Raw genomic sequence first — 24736 nt, forward strand, 5'->3', positions numbered from 1 at the left:
CCAAAAACCTCTCCTGGACCATGAAGCGCACTGCGCTTGACGCTGGTCACTTCATTTAAAATAACCTTCGCTGAACCGGTAACACGCAAATGCGGATTGCCCGGCATAATGCCCCCCAATTGCGATTGCCCTACTTCTTGCGCATGATTGTTCCAAATCACACCTCCATTGCCAATATTAAAATCATTATATTTATTGTGCGATAAACCGCTGCTGTTGGGGGTAACAATATCAATGGAAGGAACCCCATTGGGCGCTGCCACAATATCAGGGCGATGGGTGGCACTCGCGTTTGCATCAACGGCAATTTGCGCCTGTAAGGCTGAAGGGACTAACAAACAAGAAAAACCAAGCCCCCCAAATAAAACCTTCTTGAGCATCGTACTAGAAACTAAAACGCTTAATAACTTTGCTCTTTCTTCTCTCTTCTCATGTCCCATGCTTTTACTCCCCAATAAATATGCTTAAAGTTCCATTGCCAATGTCATAAAAAATGTGCCTGACTTCTTGTGCTTAACTGTGCTCCAGAAAATACTGGAATAACTGGCATCAAGAGAAACCATCCCCCCTGCAAGCTTGATGCCTGCTGTCCAACCGGCAAGTTGCTCATTCGTAAATCCATACAAAGCTTGCGAAAAAACACGACCATAGTCCAAACCAACATAAGGGCGAAGTTCACCCAAAGTCTTTTTGAACGTCGCATTATTGCTCCATGGAATGGTTCGCAGAAACAGGTCATTACGGATAAAAAAACCGTTATTGCCAAAAATCAAACTCTCGCGCGTGCCACGAACATTGGAAGTGCCTCCCAACGAAATCTGCTCTGCAGCCAATAAATTATGTGGTGAATATTGACCACTCAAAAGATTGCTCAACAGAAAATTCCACTCACCAACCTTAAAAGGCGTCATAACGCTGAGTGTGCCGGTAAATTTTGCAAATTGAGGCTCCCCATCCCCCGCTCCTGGAGCATATTTTTTAACCGAATGAAAAAGCGGAACTCCTTGCAAATAACTGACATCAAAGGTCCAGGTTCCCCCTAACATTTGACGAGAATGCGAAATGCCAAAATTGGCGACACTATATTGACGACTGCCGACCTCTATCTTATTGCCCAAAAGGTAGTTGTTGGTTCTTTTATAAGAAAGACCTAAATTGAGTGTTGTGAGTGAAACACTATCGCGGTAGAGAACCCTGCTTGTACTGGCGTGCAACTCACTGGAATCCCCCGTCGTCTCAATATCGGTAAAATTGCCAGGAATTATGCTTTGGTAATTATAAACAGTGCCATTTAAACCAAAGGTCCAATAACCATAGGGGATACTCACACTTGCTGAAAGATTATTGCTATGTCCTTCTTGCGTGCTCCCACCCCAATAATCGGGCTCACTGCGTTGATAGTTAAAATCCCACGCATCATTCATCCCTAAAATATTTTCTACCCTTAAGCCCGCACTATAACGCGCATAACCTGTAGAGGATTGTCCTAAATTGTCATGGGAAACACGAACCTTGAAAGCTTTACTAGGCTGATTATTAATATTCACAATGGTGCTCCCCTCTTCACGTCCTGGAAGAAGTTCGCTTTGAGCGTGCCCTGAAAAAAGTCTGTTGATTTGATCAAGCCCCTGCTCAATATCGCGCATATTCAGAATATGCCCTTCCAAACCTGGAAAAGCACTCCACACAACATAATTATGAGAAGAAGCTGGTAAACCATTGTAATAAATATCCGAAAGCTTGCCCTCAACGACAACAAATTTGAGCGCCTTGCTGTTTTTGATATCTTGATCAGGAATGTAAAAACGCGCCGTTACATAGCCTTGATCCAAATAAACTTTGGTTAACTTCTTGATTAAGAGCTGAATATCGACAAGACCGATACATCTTCCAACATAAGGCTCTGTTACGGCTGATATAAAGCGCTTTTTGACATGATGCACTCCCTCAACAACAAGAGCATGAATGGGAAAACATTGTTTCCCACCCAAAAGCGTTTCTGGATTTTGCTCTGAAGGCGTCTTTATCCTTTTAGGCGTTAAAGCGCGTAAATTCTCAATTCTTTCTAATTGCTGTTTCTCAGATTGTTGGCGAGAAAAATTATCGGTTGGGGAATGAAAAACAGCTGAAGAGCGCGCATAAACACTTACACCTGTAAACAAGCCAAAGAAAACAACAATGGCACGAAAAATTCTCAAAAGAGAACTTTGGCGTAAAAATACAGAAAACAATACAGATTGCCCCCGCTTTGCACTATTCATGAAGCATTGTTTAAAAGAACTTCATGGAACCTCTAACAAGTCCACTCAAAACAGCCACTGCCCTATGACGCTTTTAACAAAAGCACATGCCTCTGTTACCAAAGAAAAGTGACACCCAAAACTGCTTTATTTTAACTGCTGAAGATCTCTCCCCCACATTTATATGAAAAAACCTCTAAACAAAACTGTTTAGCCCGTCAATGGTTAATACATCAATATCCCCATAAATATAAAGGATAAGTTTGCTCAACCATATCCCCTTGCATTCATAGAGTGAACCTTCAAAAGACGCCTAATCTATGAGTTTTAGGGGTTTTGAGTATTTTGAGGGTTCCTTTTACCCCCCTTTATATATTTTTTTCAATCGAAAAATAAAAGTCATTATATTTCAATAGGTTAATATTTTAAACAAACAACCTATATTAAACACAACACGTAAATACAATCTATGATATATATTTAAAGGAGTTTTGAAGGTATTTTGAGGGTTTTAAACACCTTCAAAACCTATCTATAAACTTATCAAAATACTCATTCTGATATATTAAAGCCCATAGTACATTTATCTTGATTAACCCGTGAAATGAATAGCAAATTTCACTACTTTGCTGATCTTATTCCATGTCATGGGCTGTTGATAAGCAGCCTTAAAGACCCCTTTTGATAAAAATATCGGCTTTTTTTAGCAGTTTTTTTCCTTTTTTATCGTTATTTGCTTTAAATGCATTTAATTAAATTCATTTTGATTCTTTTGATGATTATTAATCATCTCATAAGGCAAGGGATTTTTATTACAATATGCTGCAATCTATTAAGTCTGATAATGAACAATTCACTTTACGCTCCCTTTTACAATCCTATCGTGAACAGACAACTTCAAATACTCTACGAGGGAAAGTGTTTGAAGATTTTGTGACAAAATATCTTATGTATGACCCTCTCCACTATGGGCGATATGAAAAAGTTGAGAGCTATTATGAATGGGCTAAAGAGCGTGAAGGTTGGAATAAAAATGATATCGGCATTGATCTGGTTGCCAAGCTTCGCAATCAAGAGGGCTATGTGGCTATTCAATGTAAGTTTTATCAAGCAGACCATCAGATCAGTAAAAAGGATATTGATAGCTTTATCGCGGCATCTGGAAAAGACATCTTTAAATATCGACTTCTCGTTGACAGCACAGAAGTGGAATTAAGTGACAATGTGAATGCCATGATTAAAGGACAAGCGATACCCGTTTATCGTATTGACCTTCGTCATATGGAAAACAGTCGGATAGATTGGCAAATATTTGCAACGAAAAAAGAAGTTGTTCTGAAATCAACAAAAGAGCCTCGTCCCCATCAAGAAGAAGCCATCAAGAAAGTCTGTGAAGGTTTAAAAGAAGCAGACCGTGGCAAGCTGATTATGGCATGTGGTACGGGGAAGACTTTCACCAGTTTGAAGATAGCAGAAACCCTTGCTGGGAAAGGCAAGCGTGTTTTGTTTCTGGTACCTTCTCTGGCTTTAGTCTCGCAAACAATCCGTGAATGGACAGCCGATGCACAAATCCCGTTGCGTTCCTTTGCGGTGTGTTCGGATACAAAAGTAGGCAAGCGTCGTAAAAACCAAGATGATATTGTTGGCATGGAAACATCAGATCTTGTTCTCCCTGCTACCACGGATGCTCAAGCCCTTGCTAAAGAAGCTTGTGAATCCCTAGCAGATGCAATGACCGTGGTCTTTTCAACTTACCATTCTATCCAAGTGATTTCGGATGCACAAAAAGAGCATGGTTTACCCGAATTTGATTTAATCATCTGTGATGAAGCACACCGTACCACTGGTGCTTCATTGGGAACTGAAGACAATGAATCTGAATTTATCAAGGTTCATGATAACAGCATTATTCGTGGTAAAAAACGTCTCTACATGACAGCAACGCCGCGTATCTTTAGTGATACTGCCAAAAGGCGGGCGGATGAGATTAATGCCGTTCTCGCCTCTATGGATGATGAAGCACTTTTTGGAAAACAACTCCATCATTATACCTTCGCGGAAGCTGTCGATAATGAACTGTTAACTCCTTACAAGATTGTGGTCTTGGGTATTAATGAAACCTATATCACACCAGCCATACAAGAGATTATTGCCAATGAAAACCATGAAATTGATTTAGATGATGCGGCAAAAATTATTGGCTGTTATAGAGCCCTTACCAAAATAGATAAGCAAGCTGCTGTTGATGATGATGATACAGAGCCCATGCAATGTGCTTTAGCTTTTTGCAAAGATATCAACACCTCTGAACATATTACAAAGCTCTTCAATAAAATTATCAAATCTCATATTGATGATTTTCTTCAAACCGTTCCCTTTCTAAACTGTGAAGTAAGACATATTGACGGAACGCAAAGCGTCAAAAAACGCAATGAGGAATTGGATTGGCTTAAAGAAGATGCGGGTCAAAATGTTTGTCGGATCTTAAGCAATGTTCGGTGTCTTTCAGAAGGGATTGATGTCCCTGCTCTTGATGCCATCATGTTTTTACACCCGCGTAATAGCCAAGTGGATGTGATACAGGCGGTGGGACGTGTGATGCGCCGTGCTCCAAATAAAAAAACGGGCTATATCATTTTACCTATTATCATTCCTTCACACTTAGAAGCCAAAAAGGCTTTAAAAAACAATAAGAGATACCGTGTTGTTTGGCAAGTTTTGCATGCTTTACATTCTCATGATGAAAGGCTTGCTCGGACAATTAATCAGATGTCTTTAGGACAAGATAGCAGCCATACGATTGAGATTATAGAGATTAAGCGTGCCAATGAATTAAAAGAGCTTACCACAACGGTTGATGAGATCTCGATACCATCCAAAACAGAAAGTTCTGGACGTGTCATTGGAACAGCAGAAAGCAAATCTCAATCGGTATCTGGAGGACAAGGAGACTTATTCCCCCGTTCTGAATTTTTTGATTTTGTCAAAGCCATTTTTCTGGATAGTTTTAAAATCACGGATTATTGGGGCATATGGGCGAACAATGTTGCTGAGATTGCTCAAAACCATATCAATCATCTTAAAGATATGATTTCCGATGAAAAGAGTGAAGCCTTTCACGCCTTTGATGCATTCCATAAGGAATTAAAGAACAACGTCAACAGTGAAATCAAGCAAGAGGAAGCGATTGAGATGTTAGCGCAACATCTTGTCACGCGTCCCGTGTTTGAAGCTTTATTTTACGGTAATGAATTTGTACAGAACAATGCCATTTCGCAAGCCATGGATAAGATCTTAACGGAACTGGATAAAACAAATATCGAAGAGAAAACGAAAGATCTTGATCAATTTTACAAAAGTGTCATGTTCTGTACAGCAGGGATTACAGAAACTCATGCAAAACAGAATCTTATTATCAAGCTTTATGAAAGTTTTTTTGCCAAGGCATTTAAGAAAACCACGGATAAGCTTGGAATTGTTTACACGCCCGTTGAGGTTGTTGATTTTATCATTCATTCCGTTAATGATGTTTTAGAGCAAGAGTTTGGAAAAAGCTTGGGATCACGGGGTGTCTCTATCCTTGATCCTTTCACCGGAACGGGTACTTTTATCACGCGGCTGTTACAATCTAAACTGATCAAACCAGAGGATATGGAATACAAATTCCGTCATGATATCCATGCCAATGAGATTGTTCTCTTAGCCTATTACATAGCAGCGATTAACATTGAATCGACGTATCATAGTCTTATGAAAGGAGAGTATATTCCTTTTAAACATATTGGCTTAACCGATACGTTTCGGATGCTTGAAGAGAAGAACTTACTACAGGAATTGTTTAAAGAAAACAGTGAATATTTAAAACATCAAAAGAAGATGAATATTGAAGTTATCTTTGGAAATCCTCCTTATTCAACAGGTCAAAAAAGTGCTAATGATAATGCAAAGAATACACCTTATCCGATATTAGATGACCGCATTCGTGAAACTTATGCCGCTCAGTCAAATGCAAATCTTATACGAAATCTATATGATAATTATATTCGTGCCATTCGCTGGGCTAGTGATCGTATTGATAATGCTGGAGTAATCGGTTTTGTTTCTGGTTCTGGTTACATAGAAAAGTCTACAATGGATGGTTTACGAAAATCTTTAGCCAAAGAATTTAGCAGTATTTACGTACTCAATTTACGAGGAGATCTTCGCAAAAATATGTTAAGCAATGGAGTTGCTCAAGAAGGTGAAAATGTTTTCGGCAATGGAAGTATGACTGGTATTGCTGTAACCTTGTTTATCAAAAATCCCAATGCTATTGGACCTTGTAAAATTTACTATCATGATATTGGTAATAATCGTACGATAAAAGAAAAACTTACAGCTCTGGAATGTTTTGGTAGTGTTGGTGGCATTACGGATAAAAAGGGCTGGCAAGTAATTGCACCAGATAAGCATGGTGATTGGATACATCAACGTGATGAGAGTTTCGAAACATTCCTAGCTTTAGGAGATAAGAAAGGACATAATAAAAAGCTCTTTAAAACGTTTTCTTGTGGTATCTCAACTAGCCGTGATGCGTGGGCATATAACTCAAGCCGTGAAGCTTTAGCTAAAAATATGCGTAATATGATTAATTTTTATAATAGTGAAGTGAAACGTTTTAATGATATTTATCACACTGACTGTAAAACACGTACAAAAATTGTAGATAATTTTGTAAATTCAGATGCTAAAAAAATCAGTTGGAGTCGTTCTCTTAAACAACAATTAATTAGTGGAAAGATTTTCGAATTTGAAGATAAATACCTTATTCAAAGCCTCTATCGCCCTTTTACACAACAGTGGCTTTATTACAATCGCATTTTTAATGAGAGAGTTTTACAATTCTCTATAGGGAAAGCGGTAAAAAATAAGGTAATACAAGTTACAGGCGTAGGAGCAAGAAGTGGATTTTCTGTTTTGATGAGTAAGGATTTACCTAACCTTCACGCAATAGATACAGGTCAATGCTTTCCAAGATACTTTTATGAAGATATTACCTCCTTAAAATCTAAAGATAATAACCAGTCACATTTATTTACGAATTCTATAGAAAAAAGCAACAATGCTGATTTACAACGCCGTGATGCCATTACAGATGCGGGATTAGCACATTTTAAAGCAGCTTATCCTAATGAAACCATAACAAAAGATGATCTATTCTATTATGTTTACGGTCTTTTGCATTCGGAAGATTATCGCGCCCGTTATGCTGATAATTTATGCAAAGAATTGCCTCGTATCCCTTGTGTAAAGAGTGCTGATGATTTTTGGAAGTTTGTAACAGCAGGGCGTGAACTGGGTCATTTGCACGTAAACTATGAAACTGTAGAGCCGTATCCAGTGACCTTTAAAAAGGGTAATCCAAAAGTTACAGAGATCTCTAATCCAGAAAAGTTTTATTATGTAACTGAAATGAAATTCGCAAAAATTAAGGATAGTAAAGAAAAGGATAAAACCACTGTTATTTATAATAGCAATATCATCATGACAGATATCCCTCTTGAAGCTTATGCGTATATCGTTAATGGCAAGCCTGCTCTTGAATGGGTTATGGGGCGTCAATGTGTAAAGATTGATAAAAAGAGTGGCATTGTTAATGATGCTAATCGCTATGCTGTTGAAACCGTTGGCAACCCTGCCTACCCTCTAGAGTTATTTCAAAAGGTTATTACCGTAAGTTTAGAAACAATGAAAATCGTAAAAAAACTACCAAAATTGGAAATAAGAGAAACTGAATAACTTATAAAGCATGCTCACATAATGGGTATGATAAACTCATAAGGGGTATAAGGTTTTATACCTATAGGTTCTTATATCCCTTTTATAAATTGCTGACATACAATCTTTAAAAGGATAATTTATCATGCGTTATTTAAAAAGAAGAAACTTGCACTTTTAGATACTCTTATTTACATTGCCTTTAAAAGATTAAACCGTAATCTAAAATGATAGCTTTATTGTTATCAGAAGCTTTATTTAAAGAGGGTTATGTATATTCATTTTCTTATATTACTTATAGGTTTTGAATGTTTCTACCCCCCCCCAAAAAAAACTACAAAACATAGAGCATTAGTTGAATTTACAGGTTGTATTTTGATATAGGTTGTTTTTTTGAAAAATTGATAAAAAATAACATATTGAAATATAATGACTTTTATTTTTTATTGAAAAATATGTAAAGGGGGGCGTAAAAAGCACCTCCAAAACTCATAACCATAATGGTCTTGATAGCATTTATTATGATTATAATCCCTTTCTTTTGAAAGGCTTTAAAAGATCACATACTCTCATAAGACATGTTTTAATCATTCACTAAATGATCACTTTTGTCGATTCAATGTACTGACATAAACTGACAAATATATATTTACAGTTGTATTTATTTGTTATGGCTGTTTTAATAAGTTGTATTTTGAAAAAATCATAAAACTTAACTTATTGAAATATAATGTTTTTAATTTTCTCTCATTTAAAAAAAATGATATAGGTTCTAAAAAGAACTGACAAGACTGACAAAAGTTTATTAAAAGGGATTTTGCTCATCTCTATAATGATCAGTTTCTATTGAGATGTTTTCATAAGTGTTTTCATAATGGTCTATAAATCACAATTATCATATATCCTATTTATCATTTCTCTTATGAAACTGAAAAATGATGCCATGGCTATAAAGAACATAACAGCTATAGAGAAAGCAAAAATGCAAATGAAAGCATTTGTTATAAAGACAGTCCCTATAAAGGCTGTTAAGTCTAAAATGTGTTATTAAAAGAAATTAACAGAAATCTTAAAAGCCATTTAGTGAAAAAATTGATAGGTTATAAAGTTTAAAATACGCATTATGAGAGCGTTTCTAAATATTATAAATGTATAGATTCAGAAAATAACGCAATCGTTTCATAAAACCTATAATATAGCTTTAAAAGCACATAAATATAAAAGAAGCAATTAATAAGCATAAGATATTATCAATACACAACGTATTAAAAAAATACAAAAAAGATAAAATATTGTTTGACAATAAATACGTATTTTGTTATATAAATAATCAAGTGATAGAAACACTTAGTGATTAGCGGATAGGTTACGAAACAGCCTCTCCCATGCCTTTAAAATACTGACTTTCTTTTATGCTTTTGTTAGTATATGAGAATTTTGTCGGGTGTGGTTATGCCATACAATACCCTTTCAAGGGGAAAGCATACAGCGGACTAATCACCGTGTTTCTAGCGCCCGACGCCCATTAGGGGGTCAATAGAAACCTTTTATGATTAGAAAGAATTTAAAATGACAAATTCAAACACCTCCCCCGTTATCTCTTCTATTTCAAATGAAACTGTGCTTGTTAATAAACAAAATCCTGCAAAAAAATACGAATTTATTGATGATTGTGAATATATCGATGGTCATTTCTTAACTCGAATTAGAGCCTTAAGAGATTTTGATGATGTCAAAAAAGGCGATTTAGGGGGGTATATTGAAAATGAAAGCAACTTATCTCATGAGGGCAATTGCTGGGTTTATAATAAAGCACGGGTCTTTCAAAATGCACGCGTCTTTGGAAATGCTAAAGTAAAAAGCTTTTTTGTTGATGTCTATGGTAATGCTCAAATTTATGGAAATGCTATTTTTGAAGGTATGACATTAAAGGACAATGCAAAACTTTCAGGCAATGCGCATGCTAACAACGCCGTTGTAATTGAAGGCAATGCACAAATTTATGATAACGCCCGTGTCACTGATCATGCTCATATTTCCGATAATGCTGTCATTTGTGATGATGCTCATGTCGGAGGCAATGCAAAAATAAGTGGCTCTGCTTACATTTGTGATGAATCGCGTGTTTTTGATGATGCCGTTATTTGTGATGCTCTTATCTCTGGTTCTTCATATATTCATAGCAATGCCTCTTTAACAGCTAATGAAGATATCTGTGATGATGCATATCCTGAGTTTGGTAGCGAAGATGATTATTATCGTCATGAGTATTATGCTGATTTTGAAGGGTATTATGACGATGATAATGACAGCGAATATGAAAGTGATGCTGCGTAAATGACACGCGCGGGCGCGGCGGGGGCGCCCCCCTTTAAACATTTCATTCTAAAATTCAAATCTTTTTATAAAGGAATTGTGCTCATGCAAAAGAAGTTTGCACTCACAAATGAAACGCGTGTAATTAATAATCATACCCTTTATCGCATTAAAGCATTAAAAGACTTTGCTGATGTTAAAGCAGGTACTTTAGGGGGCTTTATTGAAAAGGAAGATAACCTTTCTCATGATGGCAATTGCTGGGTTTATGATAATGCTTGTGTTGTAAAATCTGGTCGTGTTTATGAAAATGCAAGGGTATATGGCAACGCTGTCATTGGTGGTTTTGTTTATGGCAATGCGCATGTATATGATAAAACCCGCGTGTATTTTGGAGCTCATGTTTATGATAATGCGCATCTTTCTGATAAGGTGTGGGTTTATCAATATGCAAGGGTTTATGGGAATGCAAAATTAACAGGAAGTGCACGCATTTATAGCAAGGCTGAGGTTTATGATCATGCTGTTGTAAGTAGCTCTTCAAAAATTTATGGCAAGGTTTATGGCAATGCTAGCGTGGGTGGGTATGTTAAGGTCTATGGTTCTGTTTATGGGAATGCAAAAGTGACTGGTTATCACACCATTAGAGGTTTGGTACATGGCAATGCAAGGTTAAAAAGAGATGGTTATTCATATGTCAAACAAAACTTTTATTATGCATATGGAATTCCTGAAGATTGTGAAATTTATGAAAACGATACCGTTGTAAAGATTATTGAAAATAACGCTGCGTAAAGACGCGCGGGCGCGGCGGGGGCGCCTGCTTTCCAACCCAATTTTTCCATTTCAAATTTTATCAAATGTTTATCACATTAAATTGTGAGGGTATCTCTATGTGCAAAAAATACGAATTAACCAGTGAAATCAAAAAAATCAAACATGCTCTTACTCGAAATATTATAAACCTTTATCGCATTAAAGCTTTAAAAGATTTCGATGATGTACAGGCGGGGTCTTTAGGCGGCTTTATTGAAAAGGAAGTTAACCTATCCCATGATGGTAATTGCTGGGTGTATGATGAGGCTTGTGTCTATGGTCATGCAAGAGTGTATGAAAATGCAAAAATACGCCATTTTTCTCAAGTCTGTGGTCAAGTTTATGGCAATGCTGAGGTCTATGGAAAAGCTTTTATCTCTCAATATGCTAAAGTTTATGACCATGCTTTTGTCTATGGCAATGCTCATGTTTATGGCAATATTTATGGGTATGCTCATGTGAATGGTAGTGCCCGCGTTCTTGCTGATGCTCATATTTATGACCATGCGCATGTTTCTTATGATGCTACGGTTTTTAGTTATGCACGCGTTTATGGTCATGCCAAGGTTTCTGGCTTGGCTTGTATTTATAGCCATGCAAAAATTTATAATTATGCTGTTATTAATGGTCGTGCAAAGATTTATGGCAAGGTTTATGGGAATGCTTGTGTGAGTGGCTCTTGTGAGATTTATGGCTCTGTTTATGGCAATGCTAAAATCTCATATTGTGCAACGATCTGGGGGCGTGCTTATGGCAATGCAAAAATCAATAAAAAAAGCAAAGTAAGGTTGGTTCCAAAAAATTGTGAGGTTTATGAAAGGGATAATGTTGTCAATATAACTGATAAAACAGAATAAAAACACGCATGGGGCGTGCATTCTTTATGGTTATAAACGCATATAAAATGCATTGCTATAAACATATCATAAAAAAGAGAGTAAAATAAAAAAAAGCCGTGCCAAATGATATGACGCGGCTTTCAAATAGCGTTTCTTATTGATTAAAATGAATCATCCACAATGGAGTAATGAATGCATATATACAAAACGTATCATATTGCAAGCGCTCTATGAGAGATATGAAAACTTATCAAAAGGAATGTAAATGATGCGTTTGATTTTTACTCACTCATTTGAATTACAGAGCCTATAAACGCTTGTTATGGCTATCAAACGTATCAAACAAATCAAAATGCTCGGTAGCTTTAACAATCCAATCAAAAGCAAATGCATATTCAATAAATATCTGCAAAAAACGTTCTTTTTACATTTGGAAGCGTTGGTTTTTACAAAGCAGCTTTTCATAAGATAAATAAACAATTATGGTTTTTTGTTACCATTTTTATCAAGTCAATTTTATTAATAATAGTTATTAAAAAATCACAAAATTAGAATAACCACTTGAAAATATACCCATATGGGTATATTAATAATCATGAGTAAAATAAAACGTATCATATGGCTTGGGTCTTCACTCAAAGATATAAAAAGTCTTCCTGATCTTATTCAACAAAGGATTGGTTATGCTCTTTATCTTGCTCAGATAGGAGATAGAGGAGAAAATGTTAAGGTTCTCAAGGGGTTTGGATCTGCCAATGTTCTAGAAATTATTGAACGCGATATTCAAGGAACTTATCGCGCTGTTTATACGATACAATATAAAAAATCTCTTTATGTGTTGCATTGTTTTCAGAAAAAATCGACCCGTGGCATTGCAACACCAAAACCAGACATTAATCTGATTAAAGAACGTCTCAAGTTAGTAGAACAATTAGAAGGGAATTAAAATGATCAATGTTTTTCACGGTAGTTCCAATGTTTATGCGGATCTTGGCTTTTCAGATTCCAGAGAGATGCTTATCAAAGCGCAACTTACTCATAAGATTAGTCAAATTCTGAAAGAAAAAAACTTAACACAAAAACAGGCTAGTCAACTTTTGAAAATGACTCAACCAAAACTGTCTAAACTCTTAAGTGGAGAATTTCGAGGAATTAGTGAAATGAAAATGCTTGAGTGTTTGGCAAAATTGGGAAACGATATAAAGATTATTGTTAATCCGAAAGAAGTTAAAACGCTTGAAGGACATTTTGAAGTTGTTTTTTCTTCTTAAACTTCTTTATGATTAGCTTTTTTGGATCTATTCATGCATGGCAATCTTATATAAAAAATAGTCAAATGAATCACGTATAAAAGTGTGGATTCTTGAGTGGATTCATATAAAATAATTACAAACAAACTATTGACTTTATTGTATTTTTGTTTATAATGTCCTTCAACAAGCGTGACCATCCGTCGACCGTTTTCAACATCAATGCCCTTCTCATCATTATACGCTTCAAGATCGTTATGATGAATGCCTTCATAAGCAACGCCATCTCTCGCCCAATCCGCACTCAGTTCACTCCAATGGGCTTTTGGAAACATTTGCTTGGCAACTTCCAAGGGCTTGCGATCTACATACCACATGCGTTGTGCATCGGTTAAATTCGGTTGCACTGCCGCACTATCCCAAACCATTTTCAAGGGATCTAAACGCGTAATAACGGGCTCACCATCAAGACTATTCTCATAATCAAGCCGCGTATCGGTCCACCCCATTCCGCAGATGACAGCATCTTGGAAAGCATCAGAATCCGCATATTCCGCATGTGCCGTATCGCGAAACCATTCCGCTGCTCCCGTAAGCAATTCACTTGGCAATGCTTTGCCTATTTGACGGGGAATAAATTGCACTTCGCGCTTATTATTGCGTTCTGAACCCACAACTGCATTCACAAGTGGTGCAATGCGATTAAAGGTCATAACGGGGCGGCGTTGTTCTTTTAATGCCGTTAAATCTGCTTCATTCCACTGATCACCATTGTAAAATTGGAAATCCTCCCTTGCATGCTCACGCCATTTGTTCACATGCTCAACATCTTCTTTGTACCAATTGACTAACTTGCGAAACAAGCCTTCTGTTGACAAATCTGATGCGTTAATTTCTTTGTCTAAATGCTCTTCATCATGCATCATTCTGCCATCCATGACGTGCTTTCATAAGTTTCTCTACCGCTATAAGCTGGTCTCTTCTGTTTCTGCATTGGCTGTTCATAACCCACACACATCAATCCAAAGGCATCCGCACCATGACTGGACCAATCATGCTCTGCTCCCAAACCAATATTACGCTTCTCATCCCATTTCTCATGATACCAATTCAGTGCCTTACGTCCTGCTACGGTCGTCTCCTCATTGAACCAAACTGAAGGCAAAATACGTCGCACTGCCTCTATTCGCATTTTGACAGCACCAGCCCCTTGATTTGGTATCACTTGCGTTTCAAAACCCGCATCATTTAAAGCACTCTCAAAACTCACATTATGCACACGGTCTCTGGTCGCACCATCATGGGGTAAAACCATCAATGCCTTCTCATAGCCATTGTGACGCAACCAACCGATATGTTCTGATAACGGCTGTCCTTGTGCCTCGTAATAATCCAGCACTCTGATCTCTCTGCCAATAAATTGCGCTATCCAAATCGCTGTTGCATCTGCCTTAGCGCCCGTGCCCCCAATATCCCAAAAGGCGCGTATCTGCATCAATGGATCACGTGCAACACGCCCTATCCGCCCCTCCTGCTCAGCTGCCAACATCTCTTTTTGATAATAAGCCCCTTGAACCGCTGTAAGATAAGCCCCTTCCCATATATGCTTATAAGTCTCGGGGCGGTTTCTCAAATCATCAAGCCGTGCTTCATTCAAGATCTTTGGAAATTTCGGATTATCTGTTCAAGATATTGATTTATAATGATAATTTACTGCTTTGCATATTGAATGAGAGTCTCGAATAACGTAGGATTCTCTCATTTCAAACCTGCTTATCTTGAATCAATCAAAACCACTCATTTGCACATAACAAGTGGGATGAGTGTGTGGATAAAATTTGTATAAGAAAGGATTAAAAAATGGCTCTTATGAACCGTCTTAATGCAAGATCTGTCGCAACATTGGGGGCTGGCAAATATAATGATGATGCCGGCTTGCTTCTTCATAAGCGTAAAGATGGAGGTGCTCAATGGATTTACCGTTATACTATTCACGGACGTCGTCGTGAAATGGGATTGGGTGCTTTAAGAGATGTTTCTTTAAAACAAGCCCGTGAATTGGCAACTGGGTGGCGTTCTGTTTTACGTGAGGGTCGTGACCCTATTAAAGAACGCAATAAACAAAAGCGTGAAGCAATAAGCAATCTCCATTATTTAAAAGATATTGCCGTGGATGCTTTTGAAACTCGTAAAGCTGAACTCAAGAATGATGGTAAAGATGGAGATTGGTTTTTACCATTACGCCTTCATATTCTCCCTAAATTAGGTTGTCTGCCGGTTTCTGAGATTACCCAAACAGAGATACGCAACACTATTGCCCCTATCTGGCATACAAAAGCTGTTACAGCGCGTAGAGCTCTCATTCGTCTCAATCTTTGTCTCAAACATGCGGCTGCTTTGGGTTTGGATGTTGATTTACAAGCAGTAACAAAAGCACAAGCTCTCTTAGGAAAACAACGCCATAAAATCAAAAACTTACCTGCAATGGATTGGAAAGATGTTCCCGCTTTTTATAAAACGCTTTGCCAAACAACAAACCCCACACAACTGGCTTTGCGTTTGCTTATCCTTACAGGGGTTCGTACCAATCCCTTGCGTCATATTCGTGAAGATCAGATTGATGGAGATATATGGATCATACCTGCTGAAAATATGAAAGGAAAGCGCGATGCTACAACAGAATTTCGCGTTCCCTTATCATCAGAGGCAATGAAAGTGATAGAACAAGCCCGTTGTATCTCTAAAAGTAATTTCATCTTTTCTTTTTCTAGTCGGGCTCCTATTTCACCTATGGTTATGTCAAAGTATATGAGAGACAATAACCTTGAAGCCTGCCCCCATGGTTTTCGTTCTAGTTTACGCAATTGGCTTGCTGAAACAACCGATGCCCCTTATGAGGTCGCTGAAACTATTCTAAGTCATACAGTTGGGGGGAAAGTAGAGCGTGCCTATCGTCGGACTGACTATCTAGAACAGCGCCGTGTCTATATGGATAAATGGGCGGCTTATGTCACCGGTCAATCTTAAGATATGGGGTGCATAACCCCATTATCTGTTGATAACTTTAGCTCTCTTCTCTCTCATTCTCTCTCAATAAGACTCATAATTTATCACATGAGAATTTATATGATAAAATATTGTTTTTTATAAATAAAATACCTTCAAAAATGAACCAAAATGTGTTTAATAAATAGGCATGATTTGTTTCTATTTTTTGAGAATGAAAGGATTTTAGAATGACAGAAAATGATATTCTTTTAACAGACCGTGAAAGTGCAAAATTGCTTCATATGAGTGTCTCAACTTTCCGCCGTCATGTCACCAATGGCTCTCTCCCAAAACCCTTAAAATTTGGTTTTTTATCCCGTTGGTTACAGTCGGATCTCTTGAATGTAATCGAGCAAGCGAAACAGCAACGTTATAACGACGTGGCATAAAAAAAACCTTGTCACGTAAGGACGGACAAGGCTTTCTCAAACTCATCAATCTAGAGATAGCACAATCCGTCCTGTGACGCAACGTTATAGGATTTAAAATGATGTGTTCTTTTAAGAATGCGCGGGGTATTACACGTGCTGTGCCGGGAGTTTGGCATGGGCGTTATGGAACAGCCCGTTGCCCTGCTCATGATGATAGGCTGCCTAGCTTATCCCTTGCCAATGGACATGATGGGCGTATCTTACTCTATTGTTATGCTGGCTGCTCTTTTAGAGAAAACATACAAGCGCTTATTAGAATTGGCTTGCTTGGGAAACAAGCCTTTTTTGATAAAGCTTATGATCATAAGATCTCTTTCTCAAAACAGTTTTGTGCTGATCTCAAACGAGTAAAACAGAAAGCAGAAACCTATTTACGCATGCGGGGGATCACATGTGAATTGCCTGCTGATTTACGCTTTCATGACAAATGTCCACACCCTTTAGGAATGACATTGCCCGCGTTGGTAGCGCTTGTTAAGGAGGCTGGTTCCTTTGCCATTCATAGAACCTTTTTACAAACCAATGGCTGCAAAGCAGATCAGAAACCAGCCAAAGCCATGTTGGGGTCTGTTATGGGCGGTGCTGTGTATTTAAGTCAAGAAAATTCAAAACATCTGGTTATTTGTGAAGGCATTGAAACCGGTCTGTCTCTACTGTCTGGTTTATTATCAGAGCCCGTTAATTTATGGGCATCTCTTTCCACCAGTGGCATGATGCGTGTGAATTTACCCCCGATAAAAGGACGTCTGACAATCGCAATGGTTGGGGATGATGCGGGTCGTAAAGCAGGTTTTACCCTAGCAAAGCGTGCTTATAGCCAAGACTTTGAGGTCTTTATCATGCAAGCCCCCTACGGTCTAGATTTCAATGATGTTTTGATACTGAAAGGTATAAATAAATGAGAGAGAATAACAACAATATTGTCGATACCAACAATCAAAATGTTTCATTCAATGATAACGATAATGCTTTTTTAAATGATAAGACTTGTTTAGAAGCCATTCCTTATAAACAAGCATTGCAACAAAATGGTTGGGGCGAAATAAAGCCTATCACGGCGGCTCTCTTACCCGTCGAGCCTTTTAGCTTATTACAGTTGCCAACGCCATTAATGAACTATGTTTATGACGTTGCGGATAGCCAACAAGCCCCTATGGATTTTATTGCTATCTCTGCTCTCTGTGCCTTGGCTGCTGTCATTGGCAATGGCGTGCGGGTTGCACCAAAACAACATGCCAATTGGAAAATTGTTCCTAATCTCTGGGGTGTCATTGTGGGGGAACCTTCGACCATGAAAACAGGTAGCATGGACGCTGCTTTAGAACCTCTTTATGCCTTTCAAGAGGAATGGCATCAAGAGTGGGTAAAGAAGAAAAAACAGCAAGAAACAAAAGAGATTCTTAGTGAATTAGATAAACGAGAAAAGAAAAAACAAGCCTATAAAGCACTCAAAGATCAAGATGAAGAACAAGCCCTTGCTCTTCTTTCACAAACTCTTGAACACAAAGAAAGTGAGGAAGATGATAGTTCTATAAAACGACGTCTTATCGTCAATGATGTGACTGTCGAAAAGCTTGGGGAACTCTTAAAAGAAAACCCCCGTGGTCTCTTGTTGGTGCGTGATGAACTGGCTGGTTTTTTAGCCAATTTGGAAAGAAAGGAATATCAATCAGACCGTTCTTTCTATCTAACAGCTTTTAATGGCAATAAGTCATACACCTATGACCGTATAGGGCGGGGAACCATTTTTATTCCCAATGCAACTGTCTCTATTATAGGGGGTATTCAACCTGCACGTATTATTCCCATTATTCAAGACATGCACCGTGGAATAAACGATGATGGTCTTATGCAACGGTTTCAAATGCTGATCTTTCCCGATGAATGACAAGAGCAGTTATGGGTTGATAGACCTCCTAATCAAAAGGCATGGGAAAGTTATCAAGGGGTTTTTCGTTCTCTTTATGATAAACCGTTTGGATCACCAAAATATCCGATAACCATACGCTTTTCTGCCGAAGCCCAAGAGATCTTTCGTAAATGGTGGGAAGATTTTCAGAAAAGAATAAAGAATGGTCATTTCTCATCAAGTTTAAAAGCACATCTTTTGAAAATGAATCAAACCATACCAACCCTTGCATTGATTTTTGAACTGGCTGATGGTGGGCGTTTTGAAATCAATAGAGATGCCCTTGAAATAGCCTTGCGATGGGAAAAATATTTGTTAAGTCATGTCAAAAGGCTTTATGCGGCGGCGGATAGCTTAGCAACAGAGGGGGCAAAATTAATTGTCGAACGTTGTGATTGTTTACCCGATGTTTTTACAACAAGGGATATTTATAAACGTGATTGGAAATGTTTCAAAGATAATGGAGCCGTTAAGCAAGCTTTAGAGCTTTTATGCCGTTGTAACTATATACGTGAAATCTCTGGAGACAAGAGCTCACAAGGCGGTCGACCTACCATACGCTATGAATGGAATCCCTTAGTGACAAGCCATAAAACATCACACTGAGGCAATTTGGAAATCTTATAGAACATTAACAATATAACAGTGAACTCTTCAAAGCACTCCCCATTATGAGTTTTGGGGGTGCTTTTTATAGGTATTATTTTATTTTTTTAATTAGAAATAAAAGTTATTATATTTCAATATGTTAACGTTTTAAAGAAACAGCCTATATTAAATACAATCTATAATATATATAAAAAGGGGTTTTGTAGGGGTTTTGGGGGGGGGGTAAGAACCTACAAAACCTCTCTATAAAACTTATCAAAATACTTACTTTGATATCTTAAAAGCACATAGTTCATTTGTCTTTTTTATCATAAAACGAATAGCAAATTTCACTATTTTGCTGATCTTATTCCGTGTCATGGGCTGTTGATAAACAACCTTTAAAAACCCCTTTTGAAAAAATATCCGCTTTTTTTATCAGTTTTTTCCCATTTTTATCGATATTTGCTTTAAGTGCATTTGATTGAATTCGTTTTGATTCTTTTGATGGTTATTGATCATCTCTTAAGGCAAGGGATTTTTATTACAATATGCTGCAATCTGTTAACTCTGATAATGAACAAGTCACTTTACGCTCTCTGTTGGAATATTATCGCGAACAATCAAAATCACCCCGTGAATTAGGAACCATGTTTGAAAACCTTGTAAAGGTTTATTTAGCTGAAGACCCGTTGCAAAAGCAAGAATACGAAAAGGTTCAAACCTATTATGAATGGGCGAAAGAGCATGATGAAGATGGAACGGATATTGGGATTGATCTGGTGGCTACAATCCGTGATGAAGGTGGTTATGCGGCTATTCAATGTAAATGCTATGACGCTTCTCACATAATTAAAAAAGAAGATATTGATAGCTTTATCGCTGCCTCGGGCAAAAAAATCTTCACCCGTCGCATACTGGTTGATAGCACCGAAACAGATTGGAGTGACAATGTTGAACTGACTTGTGAAGGACAAGAGGTTCGTATTCAACGTATTAACCTTTTTGATTTGGAAAGCAGTCAAATTGATTGGGGCGCTTATAAAGAACAAGGACAAGCCGTCCTTAAAGAGAAACCAAAGAAAAAGCTTTTAGATCATCAGAAAGAAGCCCTTGAGAAAGTCTGTGAGGGTTTAAAAGAAGCAGACCGTGGCAAGCTGATTATGGCATGTGGTACGGGTAAAACCTTCACCAGTCTTAAGATAGCAGAAACCATAGCAGGAACTGGCAAGCGTGTATTGTTTCTAGTGCCCTCTCTTGCTCTTATCTCTCAAACAATCCGTGAATGGACAGAAGATACAGAAGTGCCTTTGCGTTCCTTTGCTGTGTGTTCGGATACACAAGTGGGAAAGCGTCGTAAGAATAATAAAAATGATGATGAAGCTGGTCTCGATGCATCAGACCTTGTTTTACCGGCTACTACCGATGCCAAAGAGCTTGCGCGTAAAGCCAATAAAACTTCTCTTGATGTAATGACTGTGGTCTTTTCTACTTACCATTCAATCCAAGTGATTTCGGATGCGCAAAAAAAGTATGATTTACCCGAATTTGATCTGATCATCTGTGATGAAGCACACCGTACCACTGGAGCTGTGTTAGGAACAGACAAGCGTGAATCTGAATTTATCAAGGTTCATGATAACAGCATCATTCGGAGCAAAAAACGTCTGTACATGACGGCAACCCCTAAGATCTTTACCGACAAGCTGAAAAAGAAGGCTGACGCATCTGATGCTGTTCTGGCGTCCATGGATGATGAAGAGCTCTATGGAAAAAATCTTTACACTTATACTTTTTCAAAAGCTCTAAAAGATAAACTTTTAACACCCTATAAAGTTATCGTCTTGGCTGTTGATGAAGCAATTATTAACGCAACGATTCAGAAACGCCTTAAAGATAAAAATTCCGAACTTATCCTTGATGATACAACCAAAATCATTGGCTGCTACAAAGCACTTTCCCAAATAGAAAAGAAAGAAGAAGATGGCATAAAACCTATGCGTCGTTCTCTGGCTTTTTGTAAAAATATCAAGACGTCTCAACTAGTTAGCGAACTATTCAATGATGCCATTGATGAATATCATAAATTTGTTCCCGAAAGTAAGACTTCTCTTATCTTTGATGTTAAGCACATTGATGGATCTTTTAATGGCAAAAATCGTAATAAATTACTTGATTGGCTTAAAGAAGATACAGATGAGAATAACTGCCGTGTGTTAACCAATGTCCGCTGTCTCTCTGAAGGAGTCGATGTCCCTGCTCTTGATGCGGTTATGTTTTTACACCCGCGTAAAAGTCATGTGGATGTGATACAGGCGGTGGGGCGCGTGATGCGTCGCGCAGAAGGTAAAACAACAGGCTATATTATTTTACCCGTTGGTATTCCCTTTAATATTCCACCACAACAGGCTTTAGAAAACAATACGAAGTATGATGTCATCTGGCAAGTTCTCAATGCTTTGCGTGCTCATGATGACAACTTTAAAAACAAAATAAAAGCCTTAGAGCTAGACCAAAATGTTCGTCATGTGTTTGAGATTGTAGGGGTCACTTTTGACCCTGCTTTACAAGCAATGACCGCTGTTGTTGACGAACTCTCTTTCCACGCAAAATCGGAAAGTGTTGGGCTTCATATTGGTTCAGTAGCAAGTGAAAGCTCTTATAAATATGGAGGACAAAAAGAATTCGAGTTTTATGTTGATGAATTATCGCGTGCTATTAAGCCCATCATTGTCAAAAAATGTGGAGAGCCTAATCAGTGGGGAAATTGGGCTGGCAATGTAGCTGCAATTGCACAAAATCATATTATTCGTCTTAAAAGCATACTCGCTGATAAAAAGAGTGAAGCTTATCGCGCCTTTCATGCCTTTCATAAAGAATTAAAGAACGGTTTAAATGACAGTATCGAACAAGAGGATGCACTCGAGATGTTGGCGCAACACCTTGTGACACGACCTATTTTTGAATCCTTGTTTGATGGAAATGAGTTTGTGAGTAAAAACGCCATCTCGCAAGCGATGGAACAGATCTTAAGAGAACTTGATAAGATGAATATCAAAGACGAAGCCAAAGATCTTGAAAAGTTTTATCAAAGTATAAAGGATGATACAGAGGAGATTATTGAGACGCGAGCAAAACAGAATCTTATTATCAAACTTTACGAAGATTTTTTTACCAAAGCATTCAAAAAGACAACAGATAAGCTTGGGATTGTTTATACACCTATTGAAATAGTTGATTTTATCTTACATTCCGTCAATGATGTTTTAGAGCAAGAGTTTGGACAAAGCTTAAGTTCTCGAGGCGTCTCTATTCTTGACCCTTTTACTGGAACGGGTACCTTTATTACACGACTTTTACAATCTGGACTGATCAAACCAGAGGATATGGAATATAAGTTCCGAAATGAAATCAAAGCCAATGAAATTGTCTTGCTAGCTTATTACATAGCTGCCATTAACATTGAATCAACCTATCATAGTTTGATGAAAGGAGATTATATTCCCTTTGAAGGAATTTGTTTAACTGATACGTTTCTGATGTTAGAGGAAAAAGATTTTTTTACACGCTATATGTTTGAGAATTCAGAGCGGTGTAAAAAACAGCAGGAAGCAGATATCCAAGTTATTGTTGGCAACCCTCCTTATTCAACAGGTCAAAAAAGTGCTAATGATAATAATCCAAACGTCCATTATGATACTCTTAATGATAGCATCAAAAATACATATGCATCAGGTTTGAATGTTGGTACTAACCGTAAAGAGCTTTATAACAGTTATATTCAAGCAATTAGATGGGCTAGTAATCGTTTGAGTTCTCAAGGCGGCGTTGTAGCCTATGTTTCTGGAAATGGATGGATAGATAAAATATTTGCGGATGGTATGCGAAGATGCTTACAAAATGAGTATTCTGCTATTTATATCATCAATCTTCGTGGTGATATTCGAAAAAATATAAAATCAAAAGAACAATCAAAAGAAGGGGGGAATGTTTTTGGCTCTGGAAGTCAAAGTGGAATAGTTATAACTCTTTTTGTGCGCAATCCAAATAAAAAACAACCGTGTAAGATTTACTATCATGATATTGGTGATGACCTTTCTACAAAGGAGAAATTATATCTCTTACATAAATTAAAAAGCATAAAAGGAATAATACAATCCAAACAGTTTATTGAGATTACGCCTAATGAAAAACATGATTGGATAAAGCAAAGAGTTGCTGATTTTGATCAATTCATACCTATGGGGGATAAAAGTACCCCTATAGATTCTAAAATTTTTGAAGAAGTCTCACTTGGTGTACAATCAAATAGAGATGCTTGGGTTTATAATTTTTCGAATGATGCACTAGATGAATCTATTCAAAAAACAATCAAATATTTTAATATGCAAAAACGACTTATCTCCAAGAACCCGTCTATATCTGTAAAAGAAATTATTGATTATGATGCTACAAAAATTGGATGGTCTAGGGGGCTTCGTTCCAAACTGAAGCAAGAAATAGATGCAAAATTTGAACCAAATCTAAAAGCTCTCGTTCTTTATCGCCCGTTTATGACAATGTGGCATTATACATCACCATTCCTTAATGAGATACTAGGACAAACGCATCAATTTTTTAATTCAGATATTCCGCATAATCTTGGAATTTGTATTTCGGGTAAAGGAAGTCTATCTCATTTTTCCTGTCTCATGACTAATAAACCAATCAATTATCACACATTAGATACAACAAAATGCTATCCACTTATGTTCTATTGTGAAGAGAAAAAAACTCATGACCAGAGTTTGTTTGCTACAAATGTAAAAAAGAAAGTTCGTGATGGTATTACAGATGCGGGATTAGCACATTTTAAAGCAGCTTATCCGAATGAGAATATAACAAAAGAAGATATCTTTTATTATGTTTATGGAATTTTGCATTCGGAAGATTATCGTGCCCGTTATGCTGATAACCTCTCTAAAGAATTACCTCGTATCCCGTGTGTAAAGAGTGCTGAAGATTTTTGGAAGTTCGTAACAGCAGGGCGTGAACTCGGTCATTTGCACATAAATTATGAAGATGTAGAGCCTTATCCAGTCGCATTTAAAAAGGGTAATCCAAAACAAACAGACATCTCTAATCCAGAAAAGTTTTATTACGTGACTGAAATGAAATTCGCAAAAGCAGGTAAAGAGAAAGATAAATCAACTGTTATTTATAATAACAATATCACAATAACAGATATCCCTCTTGAGGCTTATGAGTATATCGTCAATGGCAAACCCGCTCTTGAATGGGTTATGGGGCGTCAATGTGTAAAGACAGATAAAAAGAGCGGCATTGTTAATGATGCCAATCGCTATGCTGTTGAAACCGTTGGCAATCCTGCTTATCCATTAGAATTGTTTCAAAGGGTTATTACTGTAAGTTTAGAGACAATGAAAATTGTTAAGAACCTACCAAAATTAGAAATTAGAGAAACTGAATAGACTTATAAAGCATGCTCACATAATGGGCATGCTAATCTTATTAAAGCCGCTTATGTATTAGTTTAAATAAC

At 37.5% G+C, this 24736-nt stretch carries 12 protein-coding genes and 3 pseudogenes; 11 read left to right on the forward strand and 4 right to left on the reverse strand.

Features of this window, described 5'->3' with window-relative positions:
- Together PVV57_RS08060 and PVV57_RS08065 are read right to left on the reverse strand one after the other, a co-directional pair.
- On the reverse strand, window positions 1–440 hold a 440-nt coding region (locus PVV57_RS08060), incomplete at its 3' end, for a hypothetical protein (protein WP_273783824.1).
- Between the two features lie 24 nt (window positions 441–464).
- The gene (locus tag PVV57_RS08065) at window positions 465–2261 is read right to left on the reverse strand and encodes a ShlB/FhaC/HecB family hemolysin secretion/activation protein (protein WP_273783826.1); all 1797 of its coding nucleotides are present in this window, start codon (window positions 2259–2261) and stop codon (window positions 465–467) included.
- A 798-nt stretch (window positions 2262–3059) separates the two neighbouring features.
- Here PVV57_RS08065 and PVV57_RS08070 point away from each other — a divergent pair.
- The 6 genes from PVV57_RS08070 (at window position 3060) to PVV57_RS08095 (ending at window position 13239) form a co-directional block, all read left to right on the forward strand.
- Window positions 3060–8018 carry a type ISP restriction/modification enzyme gene (locus PVV57_RS08070; RefSeq protein WP_273783827.1) on the forward strand — a complete coding sequence of 1653 codons (4959 nt, stop codon included), beginning with the start codon at window positions 3060–3062 and terminating at the stop codon, window positions 8016–8018.
- Between the two features lie 1548 nt (window positions 8019–9566).
- Complete coding sequence (locus PVV57_RS08075; protein ID WP_273783829.1) at window positions 9567–10334, forward strand: hypothetical protein; 768 nt, start codon at window positions 9567–9569, stop codon at window positions 10332–10334.
- A gap of 84 nt (window positions 10335–10418) precedes the next feature.
- Window positions 10419–11108 (forward strand): hypothetical protein, encoded by a 690-nt coding sequence (locus PVV57_RS08080; RefSeq protein ID WP_273783831.1) that lies wholly within the window; start codon window positions 10419–10421, stop codon window positions 11106–11108.
- Window positions 11109–11206: 98 nt separating this feature from the next.
- Complete coding sequence (locus tag PVV57_RS08085; protein WP_273783833.1) at window positions 11207–11986, forward strand: hypothetical protein; 780 nt, start codon at window positions 11207–11209, stop codon at window positions 11984–11986.
- Between the two features lie 577 nt (window positions 11987–12563).
- Window positions 12564–12914: a type II toxin-antitoxin system RelE/ParE family toxin gene (locus PVV57_RS08090; protein WP_273783835.1), complete on the forward strand. Its 351-nt coding sequence runs from the start codon at window positions 12564–12566 to the stop codon at window positions 12912–12914.
- A gap of 1 nt (window position 12915) precedes the next feature.
- The gene (locus tag PVV57_RS08095; protein ID WP_273783837.1) at window positions 12916–13239 is read left to right on the forward strand and encodes a helix-turn-helix domain-containing protein; all 324 of its coding nucleotides are present in this window, start codon (window positions 12916–12918) and stop codon (window positions 13237–13239) included.
- A 157-nt stretch (window positions 13240–13396) separates the two neighbouring features.
- Here PVV57_RS08095 and PVV57_RS08100 read toward each other — a convergent pair.
- Together PVV57_RS08100 and PVV57_RS08105 are read right to left on the reverse strand one after the other, a co-directional pair.
- A pseudogene (locus PVV57_RS08100) lies at window positions 13397–14156 on the reverse strand (portal protein); the annotation flags it as partial.
- Window positions 14141–14902, reverse strand: a pseudogene (locus PVV57_RS08105) (PBSX family phage terminase large subunit); the annotation flags it as partial. The pseudogenes PVV57_RS08100 and PVV57_RS08105, both read right to left, overlap by 16 nt.
- Window positions 14903–15078: 176 nt before the next feature.
- Between PVV57_RS08105 and PVV57_RS08110 the strand changes: the two are divergent.
- From PVV57_RS08110 to PVV57_RS08130, 5 genes and pseudogenes are all read left to right on the forward strand, one after another.
- Entirely contained in the window at window positions 15079–16245 is a 1167-nt protein-coding gene (locus PVV57_RS08110) for a site-specific integrase (RefSeq protein WP_273783838.1), read from the forward strand.
- Between the two features lie 209 nt (window positions 16246–16454).
- The gene (locus PVV57_RS08115; protein WP_007347430.1) at window positions 16455–16655 is read left to right on the forward strand and encodes an AlpA family transcriptional regulator; all 201 of its coding nucleotides are present in this window, start codon (window positions 16455–16457) and stop codon (window positions 16653–16655) included.
- 98 nt (window positions 16656–16753) lie between these two features.
- Window positions 16754–17599 carry a toprim domain-containing protein gene (locus PVV57_RS08120; protein WP_273783839.1) on the forward strand — a complete coding sequence of 282 codons (846 nt, stop codon included), beginning with the start codon at window positions 16754–16756 and terminating at the stop codon, window positions 17597–17599.
- Window positions 17596–19212, forward strand: a pseudogene (locus tag PVV57_RS08125) (YfjI family protein). The gene PVV57_RS08120 and the pseudogene PVV57_RS08125 overlap by 4 nt, the downstream one beginning before the upstream one ends.
- 533 nt (window positions 19213–19745) lie before the next feature.
- A complete protein-coding gene (locus PVV57_RS08130) occupies window positions 19746–24665 on the forward strand; it encodes a type ISP restriction/modification enzyme (protein WP_273783841.1) in 4920 nt (1639 codons plus the stop codon).
- Window positions 24666–24736 lie beyond the last annotated feature (71 nt).

Source organism: Bartonella sp. AU15XJBT, from assembly GCF_028618615.1.
GTDB lineage: Bacteria > Pseudomonadota > Alphaproteobacteria > Rhizobiales > Rhizobiaceae > Bartonella.